This is a genomic window from Paraflavitalea devenefica (assembly GCF_011759375.1).
Lineage (GTDB): Bacteria > Bacteroidota > Bacteroidia > Chitinophagales > Chitinophagaceae > Paraflavitalea > Paraflavitalea devenefica.
This window is the reverse complement of record NZ_JAARML010000001.1, coordinates 1,403,338-1,424,125: the sequence shown is the minus strand read 5'-3', so window position 1 is coordinate 1,424,125 and position 20,788 is coordinate 1,403,338. Positions and strand designations below refer to the sequence as shown.

General features: G+C 47.7%; 18 protein-coding genes. 6 read left to right on the top strand and 12 right to left on the bottom strand.

Annotated features, from left to right (window positions below):
- The first annotated feature begins 209 nt into the window (after window positions 1-209).
- From HB364_RS05805 to HB364_RS05790, 4 genes are all read left to right on the top strand, one after another.
- Window positions 210-1,871 (top strand): M20/M25/M40 family metallo-hydrolase, encoded by a 1,662-nt coding sequence (locus tag HB364_RS05805; RefSeq protein WP_167286922.1) that lies wholly within the window; start codon window positions 210-212, stop codon window positions 1,869-1,871.
- 14 nt (window positions 1,872-1,885) lie between these two features.
- Window positions 1,886-2,320 carry an IPExxxVDY family protein gene (locus HB364_RS05800; protein ID WP_167286921.1) on the top strand — a complete coding sequence of 145 codons (435 nt, stop codon included), beginning with the start codon at window positions 1,886-1,888 and terminating at the stop codon, window positions 2,318-2,320.
- 16 nt (window positions 2,321-2,336) lie between these two features.
- Entirely contained in the window at window positions 2,337-2,576 is a 240-nt protein-coding gene (locus tag HB364_RS05795) for a 4a-hydroxytetrahydrobiopterin dehydratase (protein WP_167286920.1), read from the top strand.
- Window positions 2,577-2,842: 266 nt separating this feature from the next.
- A complete protein-coding gene (locus HB364_RS05790) occupies window positions 2,843-3,538 on the top strand; it encodes a hypothetical protein (protein ID WP_167286919.1) in 696 nt (231 codons plus the stop codon).
- Between the two features lie 90 nt (window positions 3,539-3,628).
- On the opposite strand, the gene rho is transcribed toward HB364_RS05790, so the two are convergent.
- The 12 genes from rho to asnS all read right to left on the bottom strand — a co-directional run bounded on the left by rho (window position 3,629) and on the right by asnS (window position 17,391).
- On the bottom strand, window positions 3,629-5,314 hold the full coding sequence (rho, locus tag HB364_RS05785; protein WP_167286918.1) for a transcription termination factor Rho: 1,686 nt from the start codon (window positions 5,312-5,314) through the stop codon (window positions 3,629-3,631).
- 240 nt (window positions 5,315-5,554) lie between these two features.
- On the bottom strand, window positions 5,555-6,298 hold the full coding sequence (locus tag HB364_RS05780) for a 2-phosphosulfolactate phosphatase (protein ID WP_246228335.1): 744 nt from the start codon (window positions 6,296-6,298) through the stop codon (window positions 5,555-5,557).
- 133 nt (window positions 6,299-6,431) lie between these two features.
- A complete protein-coding gene (locus HB364_RS05775) occupies window positions 6,432-6,905 on the bottom strand; it encodes an SRPBCC family protein (RefSeq protein WP_167286917.1) in 474 nt (157 codons plus the stop codon).
- Between the two features lie 56 nt (window positions 6,906-6,961).
- The gene (gcvT, locus tag HB364_RS05770) at window positions 6,962-8,047 is read right to left on the bottom strand and encodes a glycine cleavage system aminomethyltransferase GcvT (protein ID WP_167286916.1); all 1,086 of its coding nucleotides are present in this window, start codon (window positions 8,045-8,047) and stop codon (window positions 6,962-6,964) included.
- A 237-nt stretch (window positions 8,048-8,284) separates the two neighbouring features.
- On the bottom strand, window positions 8,285-10,534 hold the full coding sequence (locus HB364_RS05765; protein ID WP_167286915.1) for a PspC domain-containing protein: 2,250 nt from the start codon (window positions 10,532-10,534) through the stop codon (window positions 8,285-8,287).
- The gene (locus HB364_RS05760) at window positions 10,531-10,953 is read right to left on the bottom strand and encodes a PadR family transcriptional regulator (RefSeq protein WP_167286914.1); all 423 of its coding nucleotides are present in this window, start codon (window positions 10,951-10,953) and stop codon (window positions 10,531-10,533) included. Before HB364_RS05760 ends, HB364_RS05765 begins: the two co-directional genes overlap by 4 nt.
- Window positions 10,954-11,471: 518 nt before the next feature.
- A complete protein-coding gene (locus HB364_RS05755) occupies window positions 11,472-12,866 on the bottom strand; it encodes a COG3014 family protein (RefSeq protein ID WP_246228334.1) in 1,395 nt (464 codons plus the stop codon).
- 64 nt (window positions 12,867-12,930) lie between these two features.
- The gene (locus HB364_RS05750; RefSeq protein ID WP_167286913.1) at window positions 12,931-13,521 is read right to left on the bottom strand and encodes a penicillin-binding protein activator LpoB; all 591 of its coding nucleotides are present in this window, start codon (window positions 13,519-13,521) and stop codon (window positions 12,931-12,933) included.
- A gap of 54 nt (window positions 13,522-13,575) precedes the next feature.
- Window positions 13,576-14,007 (bottom strand): hypothetical protein, encoded by a 432-nt coding sequence (locus HB364_RS05745; protein ID WP_167286912.1) that lies wholly within the window; start codon window positions 14,005-14,007, stop codon window positions 13,576-13,578.
- 158 nt (window positions 14,008-14,165) lie between these two features.
- Window positions 14,166-15,110, bottom strand: a complete 945-nt coding sequence (locus HB364_RS05740) for an isopenicillin N synthase family dioxygenase (RefSeq protein ID WP_167286911.1) — start codon at window positions 15,108-15,110, stop codon at window positions 14,166-14,168.
- Window positions 15,111-15,282: 172 nt separating this feature from the next.
- On the bottom strand, window positions 15,283-15,840 hold the full coding sequence (locus HB364_RS05735) for a biopolymer transporter ExbD (RefSeq protein WP_167286910.1): 558 nt from the start codon (window positions 15,838-15,840) through the stop codon (window positions 15,283-15,285).
- Between the two features lie 114 nt (window positions 15,841-15,954).
- A complete protein-coding gene (gene asnS, locus HB364_RS05730) occupies window positions 15,955-17,391 on the bottom strand; it encodes an asparagine--tRNA ligase (RefSeq protein ID WP_167286909.1) in 1,437 nt (478 codons plus the stop codon).
- Window positions 17,392-17,448: 57 nt separating this feature from the next.
- On the opposite strand from asnS, the gene HB364_RS05725 reads away from it, so the two are divergent.
- Both HB364_RS05725 and feoB read left to right on the top strand, forming a co-directional pair.
- Complete coding sequence (locus tag HB364_RS05725) at window positions 17,449-18,429, top strand: 2-hydroxyacid dehydrogenase (protein WP_167286908.1); 981 nt, start codon at window positions 17,449-17,451, stop codon at window positions 18,427-18,429.
- A gap of 134 nt (window positions 18,430-18,563) precedes the next feature.
- The gene (gene feoB, locus HB364_RS05720) at window positions 18,564-20,681 is read left to right on the top strand and encodes a ferrous iron transport protein B (protein ID WP_167286907.1); all 2,118 of its coding nucleotides are present in this window, start codon (window positions 18,564-18,566) and stop codon (window positions 20,679-20,681) included.
- The last annotated feature ends 107 nt before the right edge of the window (window positions 20,682-20,788 follow it).

The following is a 20,788-nucleotide window of genomic DNA, read 5'->3' as shown; positions in this document are numbered from 1 at the left end:
GACAAAAGCAATTATTAATGCCAAATTCATGATTATTCATGGGCGGGTAATCATTTGCGGCTGTTTATGACTGCGGATCAATGCAATAGGCCTCTTTCAAGATTTGTGAAAAGGGTAATTTCTTTATAAAAAACCTCTAACATTTATTGGTATGGCCTTTGCCAGCTATACCTTTGTGAGCGTCTATTCTCCCGATTAAAAAGCTATATATGACGAAGACCCGAACCTTGCGTTTGATTCTTGCCTTCTTGCTATTTAGTACCCACTCTTTTGCTCAAAAGTTAAAAAAAGCTGATAAAGCAGCCATTGCCAACCTGCAGGCACATATCAGTTTTCTGGCAGATGACAAACTGGAAGGGCGCCGGGCAGGCACAAACGGGGAAAAACTCGCCCGGGAATATATCAGCACTCAATTCCAGCAGGCAGGCCTTCAACCCAAAGGCGACAACAGTAGCTGGTTCCAGGCTTTTGAGATCAATGATGGCAAGCAAATTAACAGCAATACTTTTTTCTTTATCAATAACCATGAGCTGAAGCTGAATGACGAATTTTTCCCCCTGGCCGGCAGTCCCAACACCAGCCTGGAGGAAGCCGTTTCTATTGCTTTGCCCGAACAGGGTGTGCCCTGGTTCTTTGACCTGAAAGAAATACTGGAAGAGCAGAAAGACAACCCTCATTTTGACCTGATGCAGGCCATCAGAACAAAAGCAGCGAAGGTGGCCGATAAAGGCGCCAACGCCCTGATTATTTATAACAGTTCGGCTATTGCAGATGGTTTAAAGTTTGATGGGAAAGACCGTGCAGAAACCGCTCGTATTCCTGTTATTTATATCGCCAATAAGGTAAAGCAGACGCACCTGAAGGATGAATCGGCTACCTATGATATTAAGATCAAGGTGGCTATCGGCGATAAAAAACGCACCGGCCACAATGTAGCAGGATATATTGACAACGGGGCCACCACCACGGTGGTGCTGGGCGCCCATTATGACCACCTGGGCTATGGAGAAGATAATAACTCCATGCTGCGCACCGGTGAAAAGCTGATCCACAACGGCGCCGATGACAATGCCAGCGGCACGGCCGCCCTGATAGAGCTGGGCAAGCTGCTGAAGGTTTCCAAAAACAAAAGCAATAATTATTTACTAATCGCCTTTTCGGGGGAAGAGCTGGGCCTGAATGGCTCCAAATACTTTACGGAACATCCTACTGTTGACCTGCAACAGGTAAGTTATATGATCAATATGGATATGGTGGGCCGGCTGAATGATTCCAGTAAAACAGTAACGGTAGGCGGCTATGGCACTTCTCCTTTCTGGGGTGAAGCGCTTGGCAAACTGACCACGAAAAAACAACCTTTGACCCTGAAGTTTGACAGCAGCGGCACCGGCCCCAGCGACCATACTTCTTTTTACCGGAAAGATCTACCGGTGTTGTTCTTCTTCACCGGACTGCACAACGATTACCACCGCCCTTCCGACGATGCTGACAAGATCAATTATACCGGCGAGTGGCAGATCATTAAGCTGATTGAAGAAATTATACAGGCAGCCGGTCCCAAAGGGAAACTGGCTTTCACCAAAACCCGTGAAGTACAAACCAGCACTTCCACCCGCTTCAGCGTTACGATGGGCATTATGCCGGATTATACTTTCAGCGGCAGCGGTGTGCGGGTGGATGGCGTAAGCGACAACCGGCCAGCCAAGAAAGCGGGTATTAAAACCGGCGACGTTATTGTACAACTGGGTGATTTCTCCACGACTTCGATGGAAGGCTATATGCAGGCGCTTTCAAAGTTTAAAAAGGGAGACAAGGCAAGGGTGAAGTATAAAAGGGGTGAAGAAACCCTGGAAACAGAGGTGGAGTTTTAATAACCTAACTCACCATGAAACTGAAGCTCGACTTTGATGATCTGGCCGATGATTTTTTCGACAATACCCGCCTGATGGGTATTGTGGCGCCGGTAAAGAATTACCAGTTCTGCTGGCAGCTTAACCAGTTGCTGCGCTTCGATTTCCGCATTAATAATGATATTGAGATCCAGTTGTTCAAAAAACAACGGCATTATTACTTTTCCATTTTCGAGTACCGTGAACCCAACAGCTCCCTGGTACATTATTTATACAATAACCAGAATGACGGAGAGTACCTGCTGCCGGAATTCAGGCACCTGGATTTCCTGTGGCTCCTGAAAGGCGACCTGGTGGCCGATGATTTCCTGCACGACCTGATAGGGGCCATTAAAGGTATTGGCGCTGTACAACTGGTAACAGAACTTACGAATGAGAAGATCAAGAACAAGGGGCACCTGATATTTTAACTTAAACATTTGCTATATGTGGCAGGAAGAAAATAACTCGCTCTACCGGAAGTTTGAGTTCCGGAATTTTTCCGAAGCATTTGCCTTTATGACCCGGGTGGCCATAGAAGCGGAAAAGATGAACCACCATCCATTATGGACAAATGTCTATAACCGCGTGGATATCTGGCTTTCCACGCATGACGCAGGTGATGTGGTAACCGATAAAGACCGGAAGCTGTCTTCAAAGATTGATGCCCTGGTAGATAAGGGATAAAGACGATAAAGGTGAAAGCTAAGGCTGGATGTGTCTTTTTCTAAGAAAGAAAAGTGGTTATGAGCACCAGCATGATCATTATAATGAGCGCAATGCCATAAAAAATTAACAACCGTCGTTTCCTGGTTCTCCTGTACCTGATTTTAGCCATAACCGTTAGCAGCATTTTGGTGGGCAAAGAAAGGATTTGCAACAGCGATAAACTATCGCATAAGTATGTGGTTTTGCGGGAGAATTGGTACCTTGAAAGAACAGAATCTATGCGTATGAGGTATTTCCTATACACCTTTATAGCTGTTGCATTGATCGTTGTATCCTGTAAGGACAAGACGAAAAAAGAACCTCAGGCAGTTACGCCACCGGGGGAAGATTCCGTAACGGAAACGCTCGACACGCTGTTATCTGCAGAAGCGATCCAATCGTTCAGCACTTCCGGCTTTTCCGGTTATGCCAAAAAGAAGGCGGCGGGTTTTGACTGGAGCAAGTTCAGGATGGTAAGCTCCTGGCAGGAAGACTCCATGCTGGTAGCTGCTTTTACGCCGGATAAAGATTATTTTGCTTCTTATGGCCCCTTTCTCAAATATTCACCCGACAGCTCCCTATTTATTGACCTGGACAGTTATAATATTGATATCACGAAAGATAGCAAGGGGCGCCTGATTGGCCATGAAATAGGGCCCGATTGCGAGGTAAGCCTGGTAGATGTAGACGACAAAACAAAAACGCGCCTGGTATTCCTGGGGCCGGGCGGTTCCATAGAAGATGCTACGTGGCTGGACAATAATACCCTGGTGCTGATGGGTGTACAGGAAAATGAAAAAGGCGCTAAAACAGCCACACTATGGCGTTTCCATATACCTACCAAAACCTATTATCTCTACGAAATCCCGGATACTACGGTAGCTGGCCCGCTCATGGGTTACTGGAGAACAGAGCGGTTAAAGAATGTGGAGATTAAATAACACGAATCAGAACGAATTACCCGAAATAAAAAGACCCCGCACTCAGCGGGGTCTATTATTTTAAGGCTTCGAGAAGCTCTGACATTACAATTATCCATTCATGCTGGCCAGGAATTCCTGGTTGTCCTTGGTGCCACGCATACGGCGCAGCAGCTCATGCATGGCTTCTTCCGTATTCATATCTGTGAGATATACACGGAGCAGGTTCATACGCTGGAGCACCTCTTTTTCCAGCAGCAGGTCGTCACGGCGGGTAGAAGAAGCTACCAGGTCAATAGCCGGGAAGATCCTCCTGTTGGCCAGGCGACGGTCCAGTTGCAATTCCATATTACCGGTACCTTTAAATTCCTCAAAGATCACTTCATCCATTTTAGAGCCGGTATCAATAAGGGCCGTAGCCAGGATGGTCAGAGAACCGCCATTTTCAATTTTACGGGCAGCGCCAAAGAATTGTTTGGGCTTCTGCATGGCATTGGCTTCCACACCACCGGAAAGTACTTTACCGGAAGCAGGCGCCACCGTATTGTGGGCACGGGCCAGACGGGTGATGGAATCGAGCAGGATCACTACATCGTGACCGCACTCTACCAGGCGCTTGGCTTTCTGCAAAGCGATGGTAGATACTTTTACGTGCTTTTCAGCAGGCTCATCGAAGGTGGAAGCAATTACTTCTGCTTTCACACTACGTTCCATATCAGTAACTTCCTCAGGGCGCTCATCTACCAGGACTACCATGAGATAGCATTCCGGGTGGTTGGCGGCGATGGCGTTGGCCACTTCCTTCAGCAATACTGTTTTACCTGTTTTAGGTTGCGCCACGATCAATCCACGCTGTCCTTTACCAATGGGTGTGAACAGGTCCATGATACGGGTGCTGTAAGCATTGGGTGCTGTGAAGATGTTCAGCTTCTCATATGGGAATAAAGGCGTGAGGTAATCAAAAGGAACCCTGTCACGCACATCTTCCGGCGCTTTACCATTGATGGTTTCCACTTTCAATAAGGCAAAGTATTTTTCGCCTTCCTTGGGAGGACGTACAGCGCCATATACGGTATCACCGGTTTTTAAACCAAACAGTTTTATCTGTGAAGGTGACACATAAATATCGTCGGGAGAAGAAAGGTAGTTGTAATCGGAAGAGCGCAGGAAACCATAACCGTCGGGCATCATTTCCAATACGCCTTCTGCGAGGATAACACCGTCAAACTCAATGTTGAAGGCTGTTTCACGATGACGGGGGTATGCCTTGTGTTGCTGGTCCTGACCGCCGCCATTGCCATTGGATGGCTGATCTTCGGGGCCACCTTCATCTTCCTGGGTCATTACATTGCCGGATTGCTGTTGGGCCGGCTGCATTGACCTTTCATCATCATCCTCATCATCTTCTTCCTCTTGTATGACCGGGGGCAGGTCCAGCACCTGTTGATCGTCGTCGGTTTTTTTGCGGGCGGCTTTTTTAGCTACTACTACCTTCTCAGCGGCTTTTTTCTTCGGCGCTTCTTTTTTAACTTCTTTTTTATTCTTCTCTTCGCCTGTACTCATCACATCTGCTTCTTCTGTAGCATTGGCGGTAGTGGTTTTTATAATGCGTTTGCGCTTGCCTTTATCTTCAGTTGATGCACCTTTTTCATCACTGGCCAGGACGGCTTGTTTGTCGAGGATTTTGTAGATGAGACCCTGCTTGTCGAGCTTCTTGGAGTTAGGAATTTTTAACTGCTCCGCTATATCAAGCAGTTCGGGAACGAGCATGTCGTTCAGTTGGAGAATATCATACATAACAAAACTTGAGAGTTTAACACTTGATCAGAAGACCAATCTTTGTGTGTGTTGAAAAAAAATCTTTGAATTGAGTTTATATTGAGTTGGAATGCACAAAAACTGATGAGTTAGCAGAGAATCGGGTATGACTTATCAGTCCTATTCCGGCACAATAATACATCAAATTTACAAAAAGCAAAAATTTTTGGCCCGCCGGGTAAGGCTTTCCTGTAATAAGTGGTAAAAAACAGCCCCTTTTTAGCGGGTATGCACTACCAGCTTCCCGTCTTCATAAAAGGGCAAAATATTCGCTATATCTTCTGTTAAACAATAGCGTATATCCTTTTCCAGCCCAAACCCGGTAAGGCGGTGATAATGGGAAGCGTTTTTGTCCCGCATGAAGCCATAAAGGTCTTTCTTAGCCTTTATATACATAGTTTCGGCCATCTGTGAAGAGTCACAATTGATGGAAAAATGGTCTTTTACCCGGTTGATGACTGCACCGGCAAAGAGCGTATCTTCAATGTTTACACGGTCTTTCCACGCTGCACATCCCAATATTACCGGCAACTGCTGATCCATGATGTAATCACATACCGCAGACAAGTTGGGGAAGGAACCCGTCACAATCTGCCCCGCTCCCCGCTCCAATGCCATGTGTAATAATTTCGTGCCATTGGTAGTGGTCAGCACCAGCGTCTTTGCACGGATGAATGATTCCGGGTATTCAAAAGGTGAGTTGCCATATTCCAGGCCTTCAGCGATCTGTCCGTCACGCTCGCCAGCCGTAATGGAATCAATCCTTCTGCCCAGTTCAATACACCTGGCCACGCTATCTACCGGTATCACGCATTTGGCACCGTTATACAAAGCTGTAGCAATGGTGGAAGTGGCTCTTAATACATCAATGATCACCACTACAGCGTTATTGAGATCATACAAGTGCAACAAGGCGGGGGATAAGGAGGTGTACAGCGTAGGTTTGTTGTTCGTCATCGTCATGCCAGGGAAAACTATTTTAGGAAATCTGCTGCAATGTTAAGGAGCAGATACCAGCTAAAAAAACAAAATATGAAACCGGGAGTTCAGTATGCAAGGGTCGGCTGCCGTTAATTATTTGCAAAAATAAGCGGGGCTATTGCAATATGAATTTCCACTTGTCGCTTTCTGCATATTCCCGGATCACCTTGTTGCGCAATTCCAGCAATTGTTCCATGTACTTGCGCAGGTAAAAGGTGTTGATCATTTTTCCGATGGCACCATAAGGGGTTTCAAAGGAAAAGATATCAATGGCCAGCGTACCATTTTCAATAGGCTTGAAGTGATGCTCATGTTTCATGCTTTTGAAAGCGCCTTCCACCATTTCATCGGTAAAGGAAAAAGGCTGCTCCATGGCAGTCACTTTTACCTTCATGATCCGTATTTTATACAGGTGCTTTGCTTTCCAGGTCACTGTTTCATGCAGCCCGATCAATCCCATGGTAGTGCCCGCTACGGCCTGCTCGCCGGTATGTGTCATGGCCTTTTTGTGCAACTCAATACTGCGGCTAAGATTGAATACCCTTTCAACAGGGGCGGCTATAAAGGTGGTAAGGTGGATAGTGGGCATGGCCTGTCGGTTTCTGAGGAGCTATGTAAATAGCAAGAAACAAGCCAAGAAAACCACTATACAAACGGAAATTTCACCACTTTGGCCTGTAACAGCTTATCCCGCACTTTGATGTAGATGATGCTATCCAGTTGTGCAAAGGCGCTTTCCACATAACCCATGCCTACGGCCTTGCCCAGGCTGGGGGCCTGTGTGCCGGAGGTTACTTTCCCAATGGGCTTACCACCGGCATCCATGATCTCATAGTCGTGGCGGGGAATACCTTTGTCTATCATTTCAAAGCCAACCAGCTTGCGGCCCACACCGGCTTTCTTTTGCTGTTCCAGCTTGTCTTTTGCGGTGAAATCTTTGGTGAATTTGGTGATCCATCCCAGGCCCGCTTCCAGCGGAGAAGTGGTATCATCAATATCGTTGCCATATAAGCAGAAGCCCATTTCGAGGCGCAGGGTATCGCGGGCGCCCAGGCCAATGGGTTTCAGGCCCTGGGAACCGCCGGCCGCAAAGATGGCCTCCCATATTTTATCAGCAGCCCCGTCTTTGTCTTCAAAGTAGATCTCTACCCCACCGGCGCCGGTATAACCGGTAGCGCTCACCAGCACATTGTCTACGCCTGCAAATTTGCCCTTGGTGAAGGTGTAATATTTCAGGTTCAGAATATCCATATCAGTAAGCGGCTGCAGCATTTTAGTGGCATTGGGCCCCTGTATGGCCAGCAGGCAGGTTTTATCGCTTACGTTGTGCATTTCAACATTCCTGGTGTTGTGCCGGCTGATCCAGTTCCAGTCTTTTTCAATATTGGAAGCATTCACTACCAGCATGTATACTTTGTTCTCTTCTATGCAATATACCAGCAGGTCATCTACAATACCAGCCTTGTTATTAGGCAGGCAACTGTACTGCGCTTTACCGGCTGTAAGTTTGGAAGCATCATTGGAAGTTACCCGCTGAATAAGGTCCAGCGCATGTTCTCCTTTCAGGATAAACTCACCCATATGGCTTACATCAAAGATGCCGGCATTGGTGCGCACGGCAGCATGTTCGTCATTGATACCGCTGTAGGAGATCGGCATATTGTAGCCGGCAAACTCCGCCATTTTAGCGCCCAGCGCGATGTGTTTTTGCGTGAAAGGAGTATTCTTCATTTGATGATTTTGAGCCGCAAAAATAAAGGTTGCCGCCAAGGTCACCAATAAAAAGAAGACAGGCATGTAAAAAGGTTTACTATTGTGTTACCACGGTCCAGGACAGGGAGAATGAGTATTTCTTACACTATGCTACCCGCCATTCTCCATCAGCCAATAAAAAAGGGGCCGTAGTGTGACCGGCCCCGTTGTTCCAACTTCAACCAGGTCTCCGGATGGAGATCCCAGACCAAACTATTAAATGAGTTTCGTTAAGGTAGCTACCGGACCATTGAGTTCAGCCACCAGCTTTCTGGAAGAGCCTCCTCTTGATTCGTCTTGCCCTTCTGTATTGAAAACCGATACTTTTTGAATGCTGTCCCTGGTACTATCCACCGTTTTTTTCCTATCCCGGCGGTAACGGTATTCATTGGTAGTATCCTTTTCCTTTGTTTTGAGTTCGCCTTCCAGGTGTATTTCGTGATCCCCTTCTTTTACTTTCAGTTTGAACTTACCGCTCTTCAGCTCCAGTTGATCATACTTATCTACCCGTTGCAGACCATTGTCGGGCGTCATAATGTATTCCTTGTCGCTTTGCCAGCCATAGGAATTTTCCCAATGATCATCATAATCCCAGCCACGGCGGCGGCCATAGTTGATGCTGAACCATTCATAATCGTCCACATTCCGGTCGATCTGGATACGTTTTCCTACCGGCACTTCCACAATGACCAGCACCTGCTGGTTCCTGAATTTCTCATGGCGGCTGATGGCAAATCCTTTGGGCAATAAGAGCACACTGTCTTGCTGCTCAACGTTAAAACTGATCCGCTCTGCGAGGCTCTTAGCTATTTCCGGATTATTACCGCGGCTGAACCGTACACGGGAAACGTGGAAGTTATCATCTTTACTTTTTGCAATGTTCACCCTTACGGTGTTGAGCATAATGGTATCCTGGTTGATGGCATAAAAAGGCCATTCTTCCCAGGGAATACCGAACCAGTCGCCACCATAGAAGCGGGTATAATTACTAGTTACATCAATATGCATTTTACCATTGGCAGGTTGCGTAATGTTGACGGCGTCTTCTACCGGCGCTACTGTTTTAAAGTTGCGGGCCACCACGCCGCCCAGGATGAGCGCACAAACAAGTCCGATCACCCACAAGGTACCAAACACATAACCGAGGTAGTGATTGCGGGAACGTACACCCATGATCCTGCGGATCAGCCAGGTAATAAGGGCTATCAGCGGTACGCCCAGGAAGAGTATCAGGGTACCCCAGGCCAGCAGATTTTGCCAAAAGCCGTCCAGTATAAAGTCTTTTACAGGGAACATGGTAAATCCACCGAATATGATGCCTATGATAAGACCGAACAAGCTGATGACAATGATAGCTGCTATGATGAGGAAGAAGGCTTTAAACAGCACACCTATCACATGACCGATACCACTGCCTGCACTGCGGGCTGCAGGACCAGCCTCTGCCGAGAATGTTTTGGCACGGGTACCGGCTGTCTGGCCAAATTCTTTGGCCTTTTCACCCCACTGCTGGGCAGACTCTTTTACTTCTTTGCCCCATTTTTCGGCCTTGGCTTTAAACCCCTCCAGGTCTTCTTTCACAGTATCCCGGATAGAGTTGAGGTCTACTTTCTCTCCCCGCATTTCCAGCTTCTCGGCCGAAGTAACGGCTACCGGAACGGTGATCCATAAGATGATATAACCAAAGAATAAGGCGCTGCCCAATGATCCAGTGAAGACCTTAGGGCCCCACCAGAAATCCCAGTCATTGCTCCACCACATATCAAAAGGCCCGGAAATGAGCCCGATGATAAAGGGCAGGGCAAAGATGAGGCGGGGAACCCAGGGAGCTATATTGAGGTAAACTGCCAGGCCGCCACATACCCCGGAGATGACTTTATCATCAGCGCTGCGATACAGGCGCTTGGTAATGTTGGTTTCTATTGACTGAGAGGGGATGATGATCCATAAGAGGATGTATACCCAGAACAAAGGCACGATGAACAATACAAAGAGGATACGCATCACCACCGGGTCTATGCCGAAGTAGTTGGCCAGACCGCTGGCTACACCACCTACTATTTTATCATCCGCATTCCTGTACAGGCGACCGCGGCCGGGGCGGCTGCTACCGGTATAGCTGCCGGAAGTATGTTGCTGCTGGGAAGACTGCTGTTGTTTACCGCTGTTGCCGCCGCTATTGGGCTCCGTGCTGCCGGCTGCCTCTGCTTCAAAATCTTCCGGGCGGCCCATGCTGGCAATCACTGCATTCACGTCTTCGTCGGTGATACAGGTAGCGCCTTTTTTGATGCGTTCGGAAAACAACTCGGCAATGCGGCTCTCGATATCATTGATGATCTCATCACGTCCGTCCTCATTGGCAAAGTACCTTCGCAAACTATCAATATACTGCTTCAGGAGGTCAAAAGCGGTCTCCTCAATGGGGATCACCCTGCCCTGAAAATTTATGTTGATTACCTTTTTCATTGTTCTTCGAGTTTGTCGGTTGAAGTGTTAGTTGGTATGTTGGTAGATTCGGAACCAAAGGAAACATTGCCGGCTGTTGATACCAGCGATTCTTTTTTACTGGTAAGCTTGTTGACAGCGTTGGCCAGTTCATTCCAGGTGGCTTCCAGTTCTTTGTAAAACTCTTCGCCTTTGGGAGTAAGGGAAAAGTATTTGCGGGGTGGCCCGGAGTTGCTTTCTACCCATCGGTAAGTGAGCATGTCCGAATTTTTAAGCCGGGTCAATAGGGGGTAAAGGGTTCCTTCCAGTATCTGCAGGTTACAGCCCCGCATTTCATCCACAATGTCACTGGGGTAAGCTTCCCCCCGGCGGATGATGGAAAGAATACAGAACTCCAAAATTCCCTTCCGCATCTGGCTCTGTGTGTTCTCAATATTCATACTATTCTGCTGTTTTAAAAACTGGTAGCGGAGGCTTCATGGCTATACGGTCCCTTTTTGTTCTGATTGCTTTTCAAGCTGGCTATACAGGGTTTGGCTATACTCGTTTGAACCTCTCGCTACCAGTGTTATGTTACATTGACAATACAAATGTAGGGCAAATATTAGTACTATGCAACACACAGTACTTATTTTATCACAGTAATTTTTATAGGCTACTAATAAGTTTTGTCTGAAATGCAGTCTGGATAAGCATTTTAGGTGCCGGTACCTGGATAAATAAATTTTGAGTGATTGGATGAATGGCTCCAAAAGAAGGATGAGTGGGAAGAAAATGGTGCTGGCACCCATACCTGAGGGTCGGGTAACCCATAGGTGATCCCCGGCTGATCCCCAGGTGGTCCCAAGATGGCATTCTCCTTATGTTCTCTGTAGGTTCCCTGTAAATTCTCTGTAAGTTCTCTGTAGCTATTGACATATTGATTTATTTCAATATGACGCCTGCTGATTCTTCATTTTTACCGTAAGGTGCAAACGTTCTGCAACTGTAGTGTTCCATTTCCTTCCGCCACTATATTGATGGTTTTGGCGGTTTGTCCGGAGAAGGTCAGTTGCAGCACATTAACGCCCCGGTTGAGGGGCACGCGCATGTAGGAGATAGTATGGGGCAGACTCTGCCAGTTGCGGGTATCGGCCTTTTCGGAGGCGAAGTTGAAAACTTGTATGGCGAGGGCTATGGCCTCTTTGGTGTCTTTATTTTTATCGTCTTTTTTGGGCCTGGCGGCGGCTTCTGCCAGCTTTTTAACGGCCAGCCGGCTCAGGGCGGTTGACATTTCTTTCAAAAAGCGCTCTTTCAGGGTAGCAAAAGCAATGGTATTGATGTTTTCGGCAGGCTCAAACTGGTAGTCGGTATTGTTGAGGGCCACTGCAGCGCTCCTGTAAAAGACCGGCTGTTCCTGGTACCGGGGGAAGGCTACCCGCAGGGAACGCAGGTCATCCAGTTTCAGGTCGTCCCTGTTGGCATGGGTACTGGCAAAATCAAACGGGATATTAAACGCGCCGGAAGGATCACTAAATACAAAGTTGCCTAGCCCATCTTTGGTAAGGGCAAAAAAGAAATCCTGTTGCTGCTTTACCGGCGCCAGTCCATTTTCCCAGAAAAGCACCAACTCTCCGCCTTCTGACGGCGCTGAAGACCGGAACCTGGTATTGAGCAAATTTTCATAGCGCTGTACCTCATCAGTAAAACCATTGAGTTCGGCCGTACGCAGCAGGTCTCTTTTAAGCTGATCGGGGATGGCAACGCCATAATACTGGTTATTGTTCTTCAGAAAAATATCTACTGCATTGCGGTAAGAGATGAAAGCATTGTTGATGTCATGGCCCCGCTCATAAATAATGCCTTGCAACATGAGGGAAAAAACATCATCGGAATAGCGGTTTTCGCGTTTGCTCTTATCCTGCTGCTCATAACTCTGAAGGGAGATGCGGCGCGCCTCTACCATGGCTTCATCCGGCTTTCCGAGGTAGAGGTAGTTGAGAGCTTTGTAATAATGCACCATGAACTTTTCAAAGTCCTCGCCTTTATAAGTCTGCATCATAGGATTCAGCAAAGTACCCAGGGCCACATCGGCGGCGGAGGTACGTACATCTTCCATGAAAAGATCGGCCTGGTTGAAATAGTTGTTACTGCTGTCGTATTGCTTCAGCAGGTGGGTCATTTTGCCTTTTTCCAGGAGGTAGAGTAACTGGTTGCGTCTCGCTTTGAGCAGCTTATTGCTCTCCAAAGCCGCATCGGCCTGGCTGTAATTACCTTTCACCATTTGGGAATAGTAACTGCCAATGCGGGTATTGTAAGTAGCGCATGAAAATAAAAAGAGCATCAGCGACAGAACAGCCGATGCTCTTACCATATGTTTACATGATAATGCCATGCCGGTAGGATCTGCAGTTCACCTGTTTGAGTTCTGACAATGATCAGTTGGTCACGTATTTGGCAATCTTCTTGTCGCCAATCCACACTACTTCATTGCTTTGGATATTTGTCAGCTCCAGGTTTACCTGGTAGTATACTACTTTCTTACGTTTCTGGGAATCCACAATTGAGTTGATGGAGCCTTGCAGAATAAAGTCAGCGCCTTGCTCCATGCCGAATTTCTTCATGCTGGCAGTAGTAGCATTGGTTTGCTGATCGGCTTTTTCAGCGCGGAGCTCTTCGCGTTTCTTGCCACCCTGTACCAGTCTTACCCGGCCTGTTTTTATAAAGGACTGTTCTACATCTTTCACAAAAGTTTCCGCATCAATATGCTCATGGCTTTTGTTGGTGACAAAACCTACGATCACCACAGGCCGCTGGCCATTATGTCCTTCCTGGTAGTCGCCTACCCACTTTTCTTTCAGGATGTCATCAATCATTTTTTCAGCCGTTAGGCGGGAGTCCGTATTATTCCAGCGTCCGCTGAGGTCAATTTGTTCGCCCGGATCGATACGGGTCACTTTTCGAGAGCAGGATACAGTTATAGCGCTTACAGCTACGACGGCTGTAACAATCCATAAAATTCTTTTCATATAAAGCGAGTTATTTGTAAAATGGGTTAATGATAATATGAGAGATGTAAACTATTAACGGCACCACCATAAGCCTATGGTAGCAGCCAGGGGCAGCGTATTCCAGAGGTAGTTGTCCCAGTTATTACGGTTATTACGATATCCCCAGGGGCGGTTGTAATAATAGCCATTGCCATAAGAGGGATAGTAGTCGTTATAATATCCATTGTTGTACCAGCCGCTGTTGCGTGCCCGTTCCATGCGGAGTTCGTGGCGCCATGCCCTGCGGTTGGCCCTTTGTTCCCTTTTATCTTCCAGGTAATCTATCGCTTTGTAAGTGTCCTGTATTGTGGTGCCATGCCAGCTATTGATAGAGTCGGCCATTTTCATATAACGGGCCTGGCTCACCATATAACTGGGATTTTGCTGCGCCAAGGAATTGTCTTGTGCTGTGCTGGTAAGAGCGGATACCACAACAAGTGAAGCTGTAAGTAAAATACTTTTCATAGTTATAGCTTTTAGAGGTAACCAATTAACACTACAAAACTAATCAGCAATGCGTTAACCGGGCGTTAAATCGGTCCTTACTGATGCAAGGTAATGTTAAACATCAGTTTACACAAGCCATACGCATAAAAATACATGTTTATGTGAGGGTGAGGGTGTTATTTCTTCAACCCAATCTCCCGCAGGCGCTCATCGAGGTATTCGCCGGCGGTGGCATCGGGATAGGCTTTGGGGTGACTGGCATCTATACAGCTTTCCAGGCTGGCAAGGCTCATTTCCCCTTTGGGATGCAGGAAGAAAGGGATGGAGAAGCGGGAAGTATGCCACATTTCCCGGGGTGGATTTACTACCCGGTGTGTGGTGCTCTTGAGTTTGTTGTTGGTGAGCCTTTGCAGCATATCCCCCACATTCACTACGATCTGCTCCGGCAGAGAGGTAACACCTACCCATTCATTTTGCTTGGTGAGAATTTGCAATCCATCCGCAGAAGCGCCTACCAGCAGGGTAATGAGGTTGATATCCTCATGCTGTTCTGCCCGGATGGCCGACTTAGGCTCCTGGGTAATGGGCGGATAATGTATGGCACGTAAAATAGAGTTGCCATTATGGATATGCTTATCAAAATAATGTTCATCCATTCCCAGGTATAAGGCAATGGCCTGCAGGAGTGCTTTGCCCGATTTTTCAAAAGCGCGGTAGGCTTTCTCAAAGGTAACATTGAAAGCGGCCACATCTTTAACTTTCACATTGTCGGGGTACTCACTTTTTACAGGATCATTGTCTTCCACGATCTGTCCATACTGGAAGAATTCCTTCAGATCGGGTGCATCACTCCCCTTTGCATGTTCCTTGCCAAAGGAAGTATACCCGCGCTGACCTGCCAGTCCGGGTACTTCATATTGCCTTTTGGTATCGGACGGCAGGGCAAAGAACTGCTGTACATATTTATACAGATCGGCAATGAGGTCATCGGGTATACCGTGATTCTTTACAGCTACAAAGCCTACTTCTTCATAAGCTTTTCCTAACTGGTTCACGAAAGCTTGTTTCAGTTGCGGATCGCCGGAAGTAAAGTCGGCGAGGTTAACGACAGGTATAGCCATAACAAACGTTTTATTGTTAAATGCAGCCCGCTTTTTTAACGGGGATGTAAATTACAATTTACGAAATTCATTTGGCTATTGTGCACAACTATTTATGATTCCTTAACCGGCAGTATAGATCAACCGCCCTGATGGCAGCGGTTGCTGCTGAAACAGGCCCTACCCATTTCCATTATAATCCTGCCTTCCTTTCCCGGAGTATGGCTTTTTCTTCTTCGGTAATATTCATCAATGCGTAGATCTTCACATCATTGATCTTCACTTCGTCAAGAACGTCAACGACATTCTGATAAGTAGCTTCTCCGGTTGGCTTGATCATGAGGGTAAGATCTTTCCGGGGTACTTTGCCCGATCTGTCCATGGCCACCTGTTTGTCGCGGATCACCTGGCCCAAGCCGTCTTTAAAAGAATAATTAACGATGCCATAGGTGCCATTTTTCATGGCTACCGCCAGTGTTCCGTGGTAATAAAATACCTTATCATTGGCCAGTGGCAGCACCGTCAGTGCCGAGCTTTCGCCAACGTTCATGTCTTTTATCACTGGCTTGGTGTCATCGGGCATATTCAATTTCATGGCTGCCGGCTTTGATATGGTAAAAGTGAAAATAAAAAAGGTGATGAGCAGGAATCCAAGGTCTACCATGGGCGTGAGGTCCACGCGGGTAGACAGTTTTTTACTGCGCCGCACACCGGGTTTATCACCGGTGGTGGCGGTATTTATTTCAGCCATAAGTGTTTGTTTACAGTGAGACGCAGCAGCAAAAACTTTCCATAATAAAAAAAGCCGCCTGGCGGCAGCTCTTTCCTATATTCATTTGTGTTATCTGTGCAATCTATGGCCCTGTTAAAACTCCGCATTCTTTGGGGTACGCGGGAAGGCAATCACATCGCGGATATTGGTCATGCCGGTAACGAATAACACCATCCGCTCAAAGCCTAATCCAAAGCCGGCGTGTGGCACGGTACCAAAACGGCGGGTATCGAGGAACCACCACATTTCTTCGGCAGGGATGTTCATTTCTTTCATCCTTTCGGTGAGCTTATCCAGGCGCTCTTCCCGTTGTGAACCACCTACAATTTCACCAATGCCCGGAGCCAGGATATCCATCGCTGCTACCGTTTTGCCATCCTCATTCTCGCGCATGTAGAATGATTTGATGGCCTTGGGATAACCGGTAACGATAACCGGTTTCTTGAAATGTTTTTCCACCAGGTAGCGTTCATGCTCACTTTGCATATCCACACCCCATTTCACTTCATACTGGAATTTCTTCTTTTTGTAGGCCGGTGAATTGAGTAAGATATCAATGGCTTCTGTATAAGTGATGCGTTCAAAATTGTTGTTGAGTACAAACTCCAGCTTTTCTATGAGCCCCATTTCACTGCGCTTGTCCTGCGGCAGTTGCTTTTCTTCTTCGGCCAGCCGCTGTGCCAGGAACTCCAGGTCTTCCCGGTTGTTCTCCATCGCAAAGCGGATGAGGTATTTGATAAATTCCTCGGCCAGGTTCATGTTATCTTCCAGGTCATAGAAAGCCATCTCCGGTTCTATCATCCAAAACTCAGCCAAGTGACGGGCCGTATTGGAATTTTCGGCGCGGAAAGTAGGGCCGAACGTATAGATCTCACTAAAGGCCATTGCTGCCAGCTCGCCTTCCAGTTGTCCGCTCACGGTCAGGTTGGTGGCACGGCCAAAGAAGTCTTCCTTGAAGTTGATGGAACCGTCCTCATCCTTTGGCGGATTATCAGCCGGCAGGGTGGTTACCCGAAACATCTCACCGGCGCCTTCGGCATCACTGGCCGTGATGATGGGCGTATGCATGTACACAAATCCTTTTTCATGGAAGAATTGGTGAACAGCAAAAGCCAGCGAGTGGCGCACCCGGAATACAGCGCCAAAGGTATTGGTACGGAAACGCAGGTGGGCGATTTCCCGCAAGAACTCCAGGCTGTGCTTTTTGGGTTGCAACGGGTATTTCTCCGCGTCACTGTCGCCCAATATTTCAATGGACGTAGCTTTTACTTCTACTTTTTGCCCTTTACCCTGAGAGGGAACTACCTGGCCCGTTACCTTCAGGGAGGCGCTGGTAGTAATACGCTTGAGCGTAGCTTCGTCCAGCATACCCAGTTCAACAACGATCTGCAGGTTATTATTGGTGGAACCGTCATTCAGCGCTATAAATTGGTTGTTGCGGAAAGTGCGCACCCAACCCATTACTGTTACCTCGTGGCCTGTTGTCTCAGCAACCAGCAGTTCCTTGATCTTTACCCGTTTGTTGAACATAACCTAATTTTAGGACGGCAAAGATAACCACTGCTGCTATAAAATGCCGGTTCTTATATGAAAATAGCCTTCTTCTCCACCCAATCTTACGATCGTCACTATTTCAACCACTATAATACAGGACATGAGCTGGTATTTTTTGAAGCACCGCTGAATGAACAGACGGTGAACCTGGCCGCCGGCTTCGGGACTGTCTGCGCCTTTGTGAATGATATTTTGTCGGCCACAGTGATTGACCAACTGGCGGCGCAGGGCGTGCAACTGATCGCCATGCGGTGTGCCGGGTACAATAATGTTGACCTGGCAGCCGCCAGGGCGCATCACATTCCCGTAGTGCGGGTGCCTGCCTACTCTCCTTACGCAGTAGCCGAACACGCCGTGGCCCTGATCCTGGCCCTTAACCGCAAAACCCATAAAGCCTATAACCGGGTGCGGGAAGGTAATTTCTCCCTGGAGCGGTTAACGGGTTTTGACCTGCATGGAAAAACGGTGGGCGTAATTGGTACCGGCCAGATCGGGCAGGTATTTGCCGGCATTATGCAGGGTTTTGGCTGCCGGGTGCTGGCATTTGATGTAATTGCCAACAGGGATATGGAAGCCAGAGGTGTGGAATACCTGCCGCTGATCAAACTACTGCCCGAATGCGACATAATTTCCCTGCATTGCCCGCTCAATGAGCAAACCAAACATATTATCAATGCCCAGACTCTTGGCATGATGAAGCAGGGCGTCATGCTGATCAATACCAGCCGGGGCGGATTGATGGATACCCGGGCAGCCATTGATGCCCTGAAAAGCGGCCGGCTGGGTTACCTGGGCATTGACGTATACGAACAGGAGGAAAAGCTGTTTTTCCATAATCTGTCGGAAGAGATCATTCATGACGATATGATCATGCGGCTGATGAGCTTTCCCAATGTGCTGGTCACTGCCCACCAGGGTTTCTTTACCGATGAGGCCCTGACCCAGATTGCCCAAACGACGATGCAGAGTATCAGCGATTTTGAGCAGGGAAAGCCGCTAAAGAATAAGATCTGATAAACAAGATCTTAACAATCTCACAAATAAGGCATACCTGTGTCTTTTTTACTCAATTCGTAAGCCCCTCCCCATTCATTTCGGTAATTTCGCCGCCTTATATCCCGCCTGAGGTGGGCGGGCTATTTTTTATCATGAGGGAAACGATTCATATTGCATTGGTAGGCAACCCCAACAGTGGCAAAAGCTCACTGTTCAACGCCCTGACCGGGTTGAACCAGAAAGTAGGGAACTTTCCGGGGGTGACGGTAGATAAGAAGGTAGGCAGCTCGGCTATTTCAGCTACGATGACTGCCACCATTATTGACCTGCCCGGTACCTATAGCCTGTATCCCCGCCGGGAAGACGAATGGGTAGCTTACCGGGTGCTGATGCAACAGGACAAGGAGGTAGACCCGGAAATGGTGGTGCTGATAGCGGACGCCAGCAACCTGAAGCGCAACCTGTTATTCGCTTCCCAGATCATTGACCTTAAAATACCGGTGGTAATTGGCCTTACTATGATGGACCTGGCCAAGCAAAAGGGGATCAAGATTGATGTGGCCGAACTGGAGAGAGAACTGGGCGTGCCCATCATCCCCATCAACCCCCGCAAGAATAAAGGCATTCCCCAGCTTAAAAAGGCCATTGAACAAACAGCCCTGCACCTCTACAAAATGCCGGTGCGCGATTTCATCAATAATGAAGCACTGGCGCCCAATGCAGTAAAAGAAGTAAAGGAAACAGTAGCCAATCTGAGCGATTATAAAGCGATCCACTACCTTATTAACCATGAATCTTTCGCCCTGCACAATGGATTGCAGGAAAAGATCGAAGCTATTGAAGTAGCCAATAAGTTCAATCATACCAAAACGCAGGCAGAAGAGATCCTGCAGCGTTACCAGCGCATTGGGACCATCCTGAAGCAATCAGTATCAGAGCCCTCCCCGTTGCAGAAAACATTGTTTACCGAAAAGCTGGATGATGTACTGCTGCACCGTCGCTGGGGTTATTTGATTTTGTTGTCTGTATTATTCCTGTTATTCCAGAGTGTGTTCTGGCTGGCCGATTATCCCATGAGCTGGATTGAAACGGGGTTCAATGCATTTAACGATTACCTTACCGCAGTATTGCCGAAGGCTTCCTGGAGCGATCTGCTGATCAACGGATTGATCGCCGGGATTGGCGGCATTGTCGTGTTCATCCCGCAGATCATGATCCTTTTTGGCCTGATCACGATCCTGGAAGATACCGGCTATATGGCCCGCATCAGCTTTTTGACGGACAAACTGATGCGCAAAGCCGGACTGAACGGGAAAAGCGTGATGCCCATGATCAGTGGGTTTGCCTGTGCCGTGCCCGCCATTATGAGCGCCCGCAATATTGAGAACAAGAAGGAACGGTTACTCACCATTTTTGTTACGCCATTGATGAGCTGCAGCGCCCGCCTGCCAGTGTATGGCCTTCTCATTGGGCTGGTGATCCCCAAGCAACTTTTGTGGGGCTTTATCAGCTTACAGGGCCTGGTGATGATGTGCCTGTACCTGTTGGGGCTGGTCATGGCCCTGGTTACCGCCTATGTTGCCAAATGGTTCATTAAGGTCAAAGAGAAAAGTTATTTTATTCTTGAACTACCTGTTTATCGAAGCCCCCGCTGGAAAAATGTACTGGTTACCATGGTAAGCAAGGCCAGGATCTTTGTGGTGGACGCCGGTAAAGTGATCATTGTCATCAGCCTCATTTTATGGGTATTGAGCACGTACGGACCTGGCGAAAGAATGACAGCCGTCCATACTAAGTATGAACAGTTGATCAGTCAGGAAAAGGATGAAGATAAGTTGAAGGAGCTGAAAAGAGAGCAAGGAACGGCCCTGCTGGAAAACTCATACGCAGGCATCCTGGGCAAAAGCATTGAACCGGCCATCGCTCCGCTGGGATTCGACTGGAAGATTGGCATTGCCCTGATCACTTCTTTTGCCGCCAGGGAAGTATTTGTAGGCACCATGGCCACCCTGTATAGCGTGGAACAGGATGATAATGCTACACTCAACGAAAGGATGCACTCATCTGTGAAACCGGATGGCAGTAAAGTATATACCCTGGCATCGGGACTTTCCCTGATGGTTTTTTATGTTTTTGCGATGCAGTGCATGAGCACGCTGGCTGTAGTAAAACGGGAAACCCGGAGCTGGAAATGGCCAACGGTCCAATTGATCTACATGACCGGACTGGCTTATATCATGAGCCTGATCGTTTTTCAGTTATTTAAATAAAGGCAACAAGGCACAAAGGCATTAAGGCTACGAGCAAACAGCGTTTGACGGCTGTTTAGTAATTCTTTCTTACATATTAGCAATGAATTTAACGGATTGAGCGATGT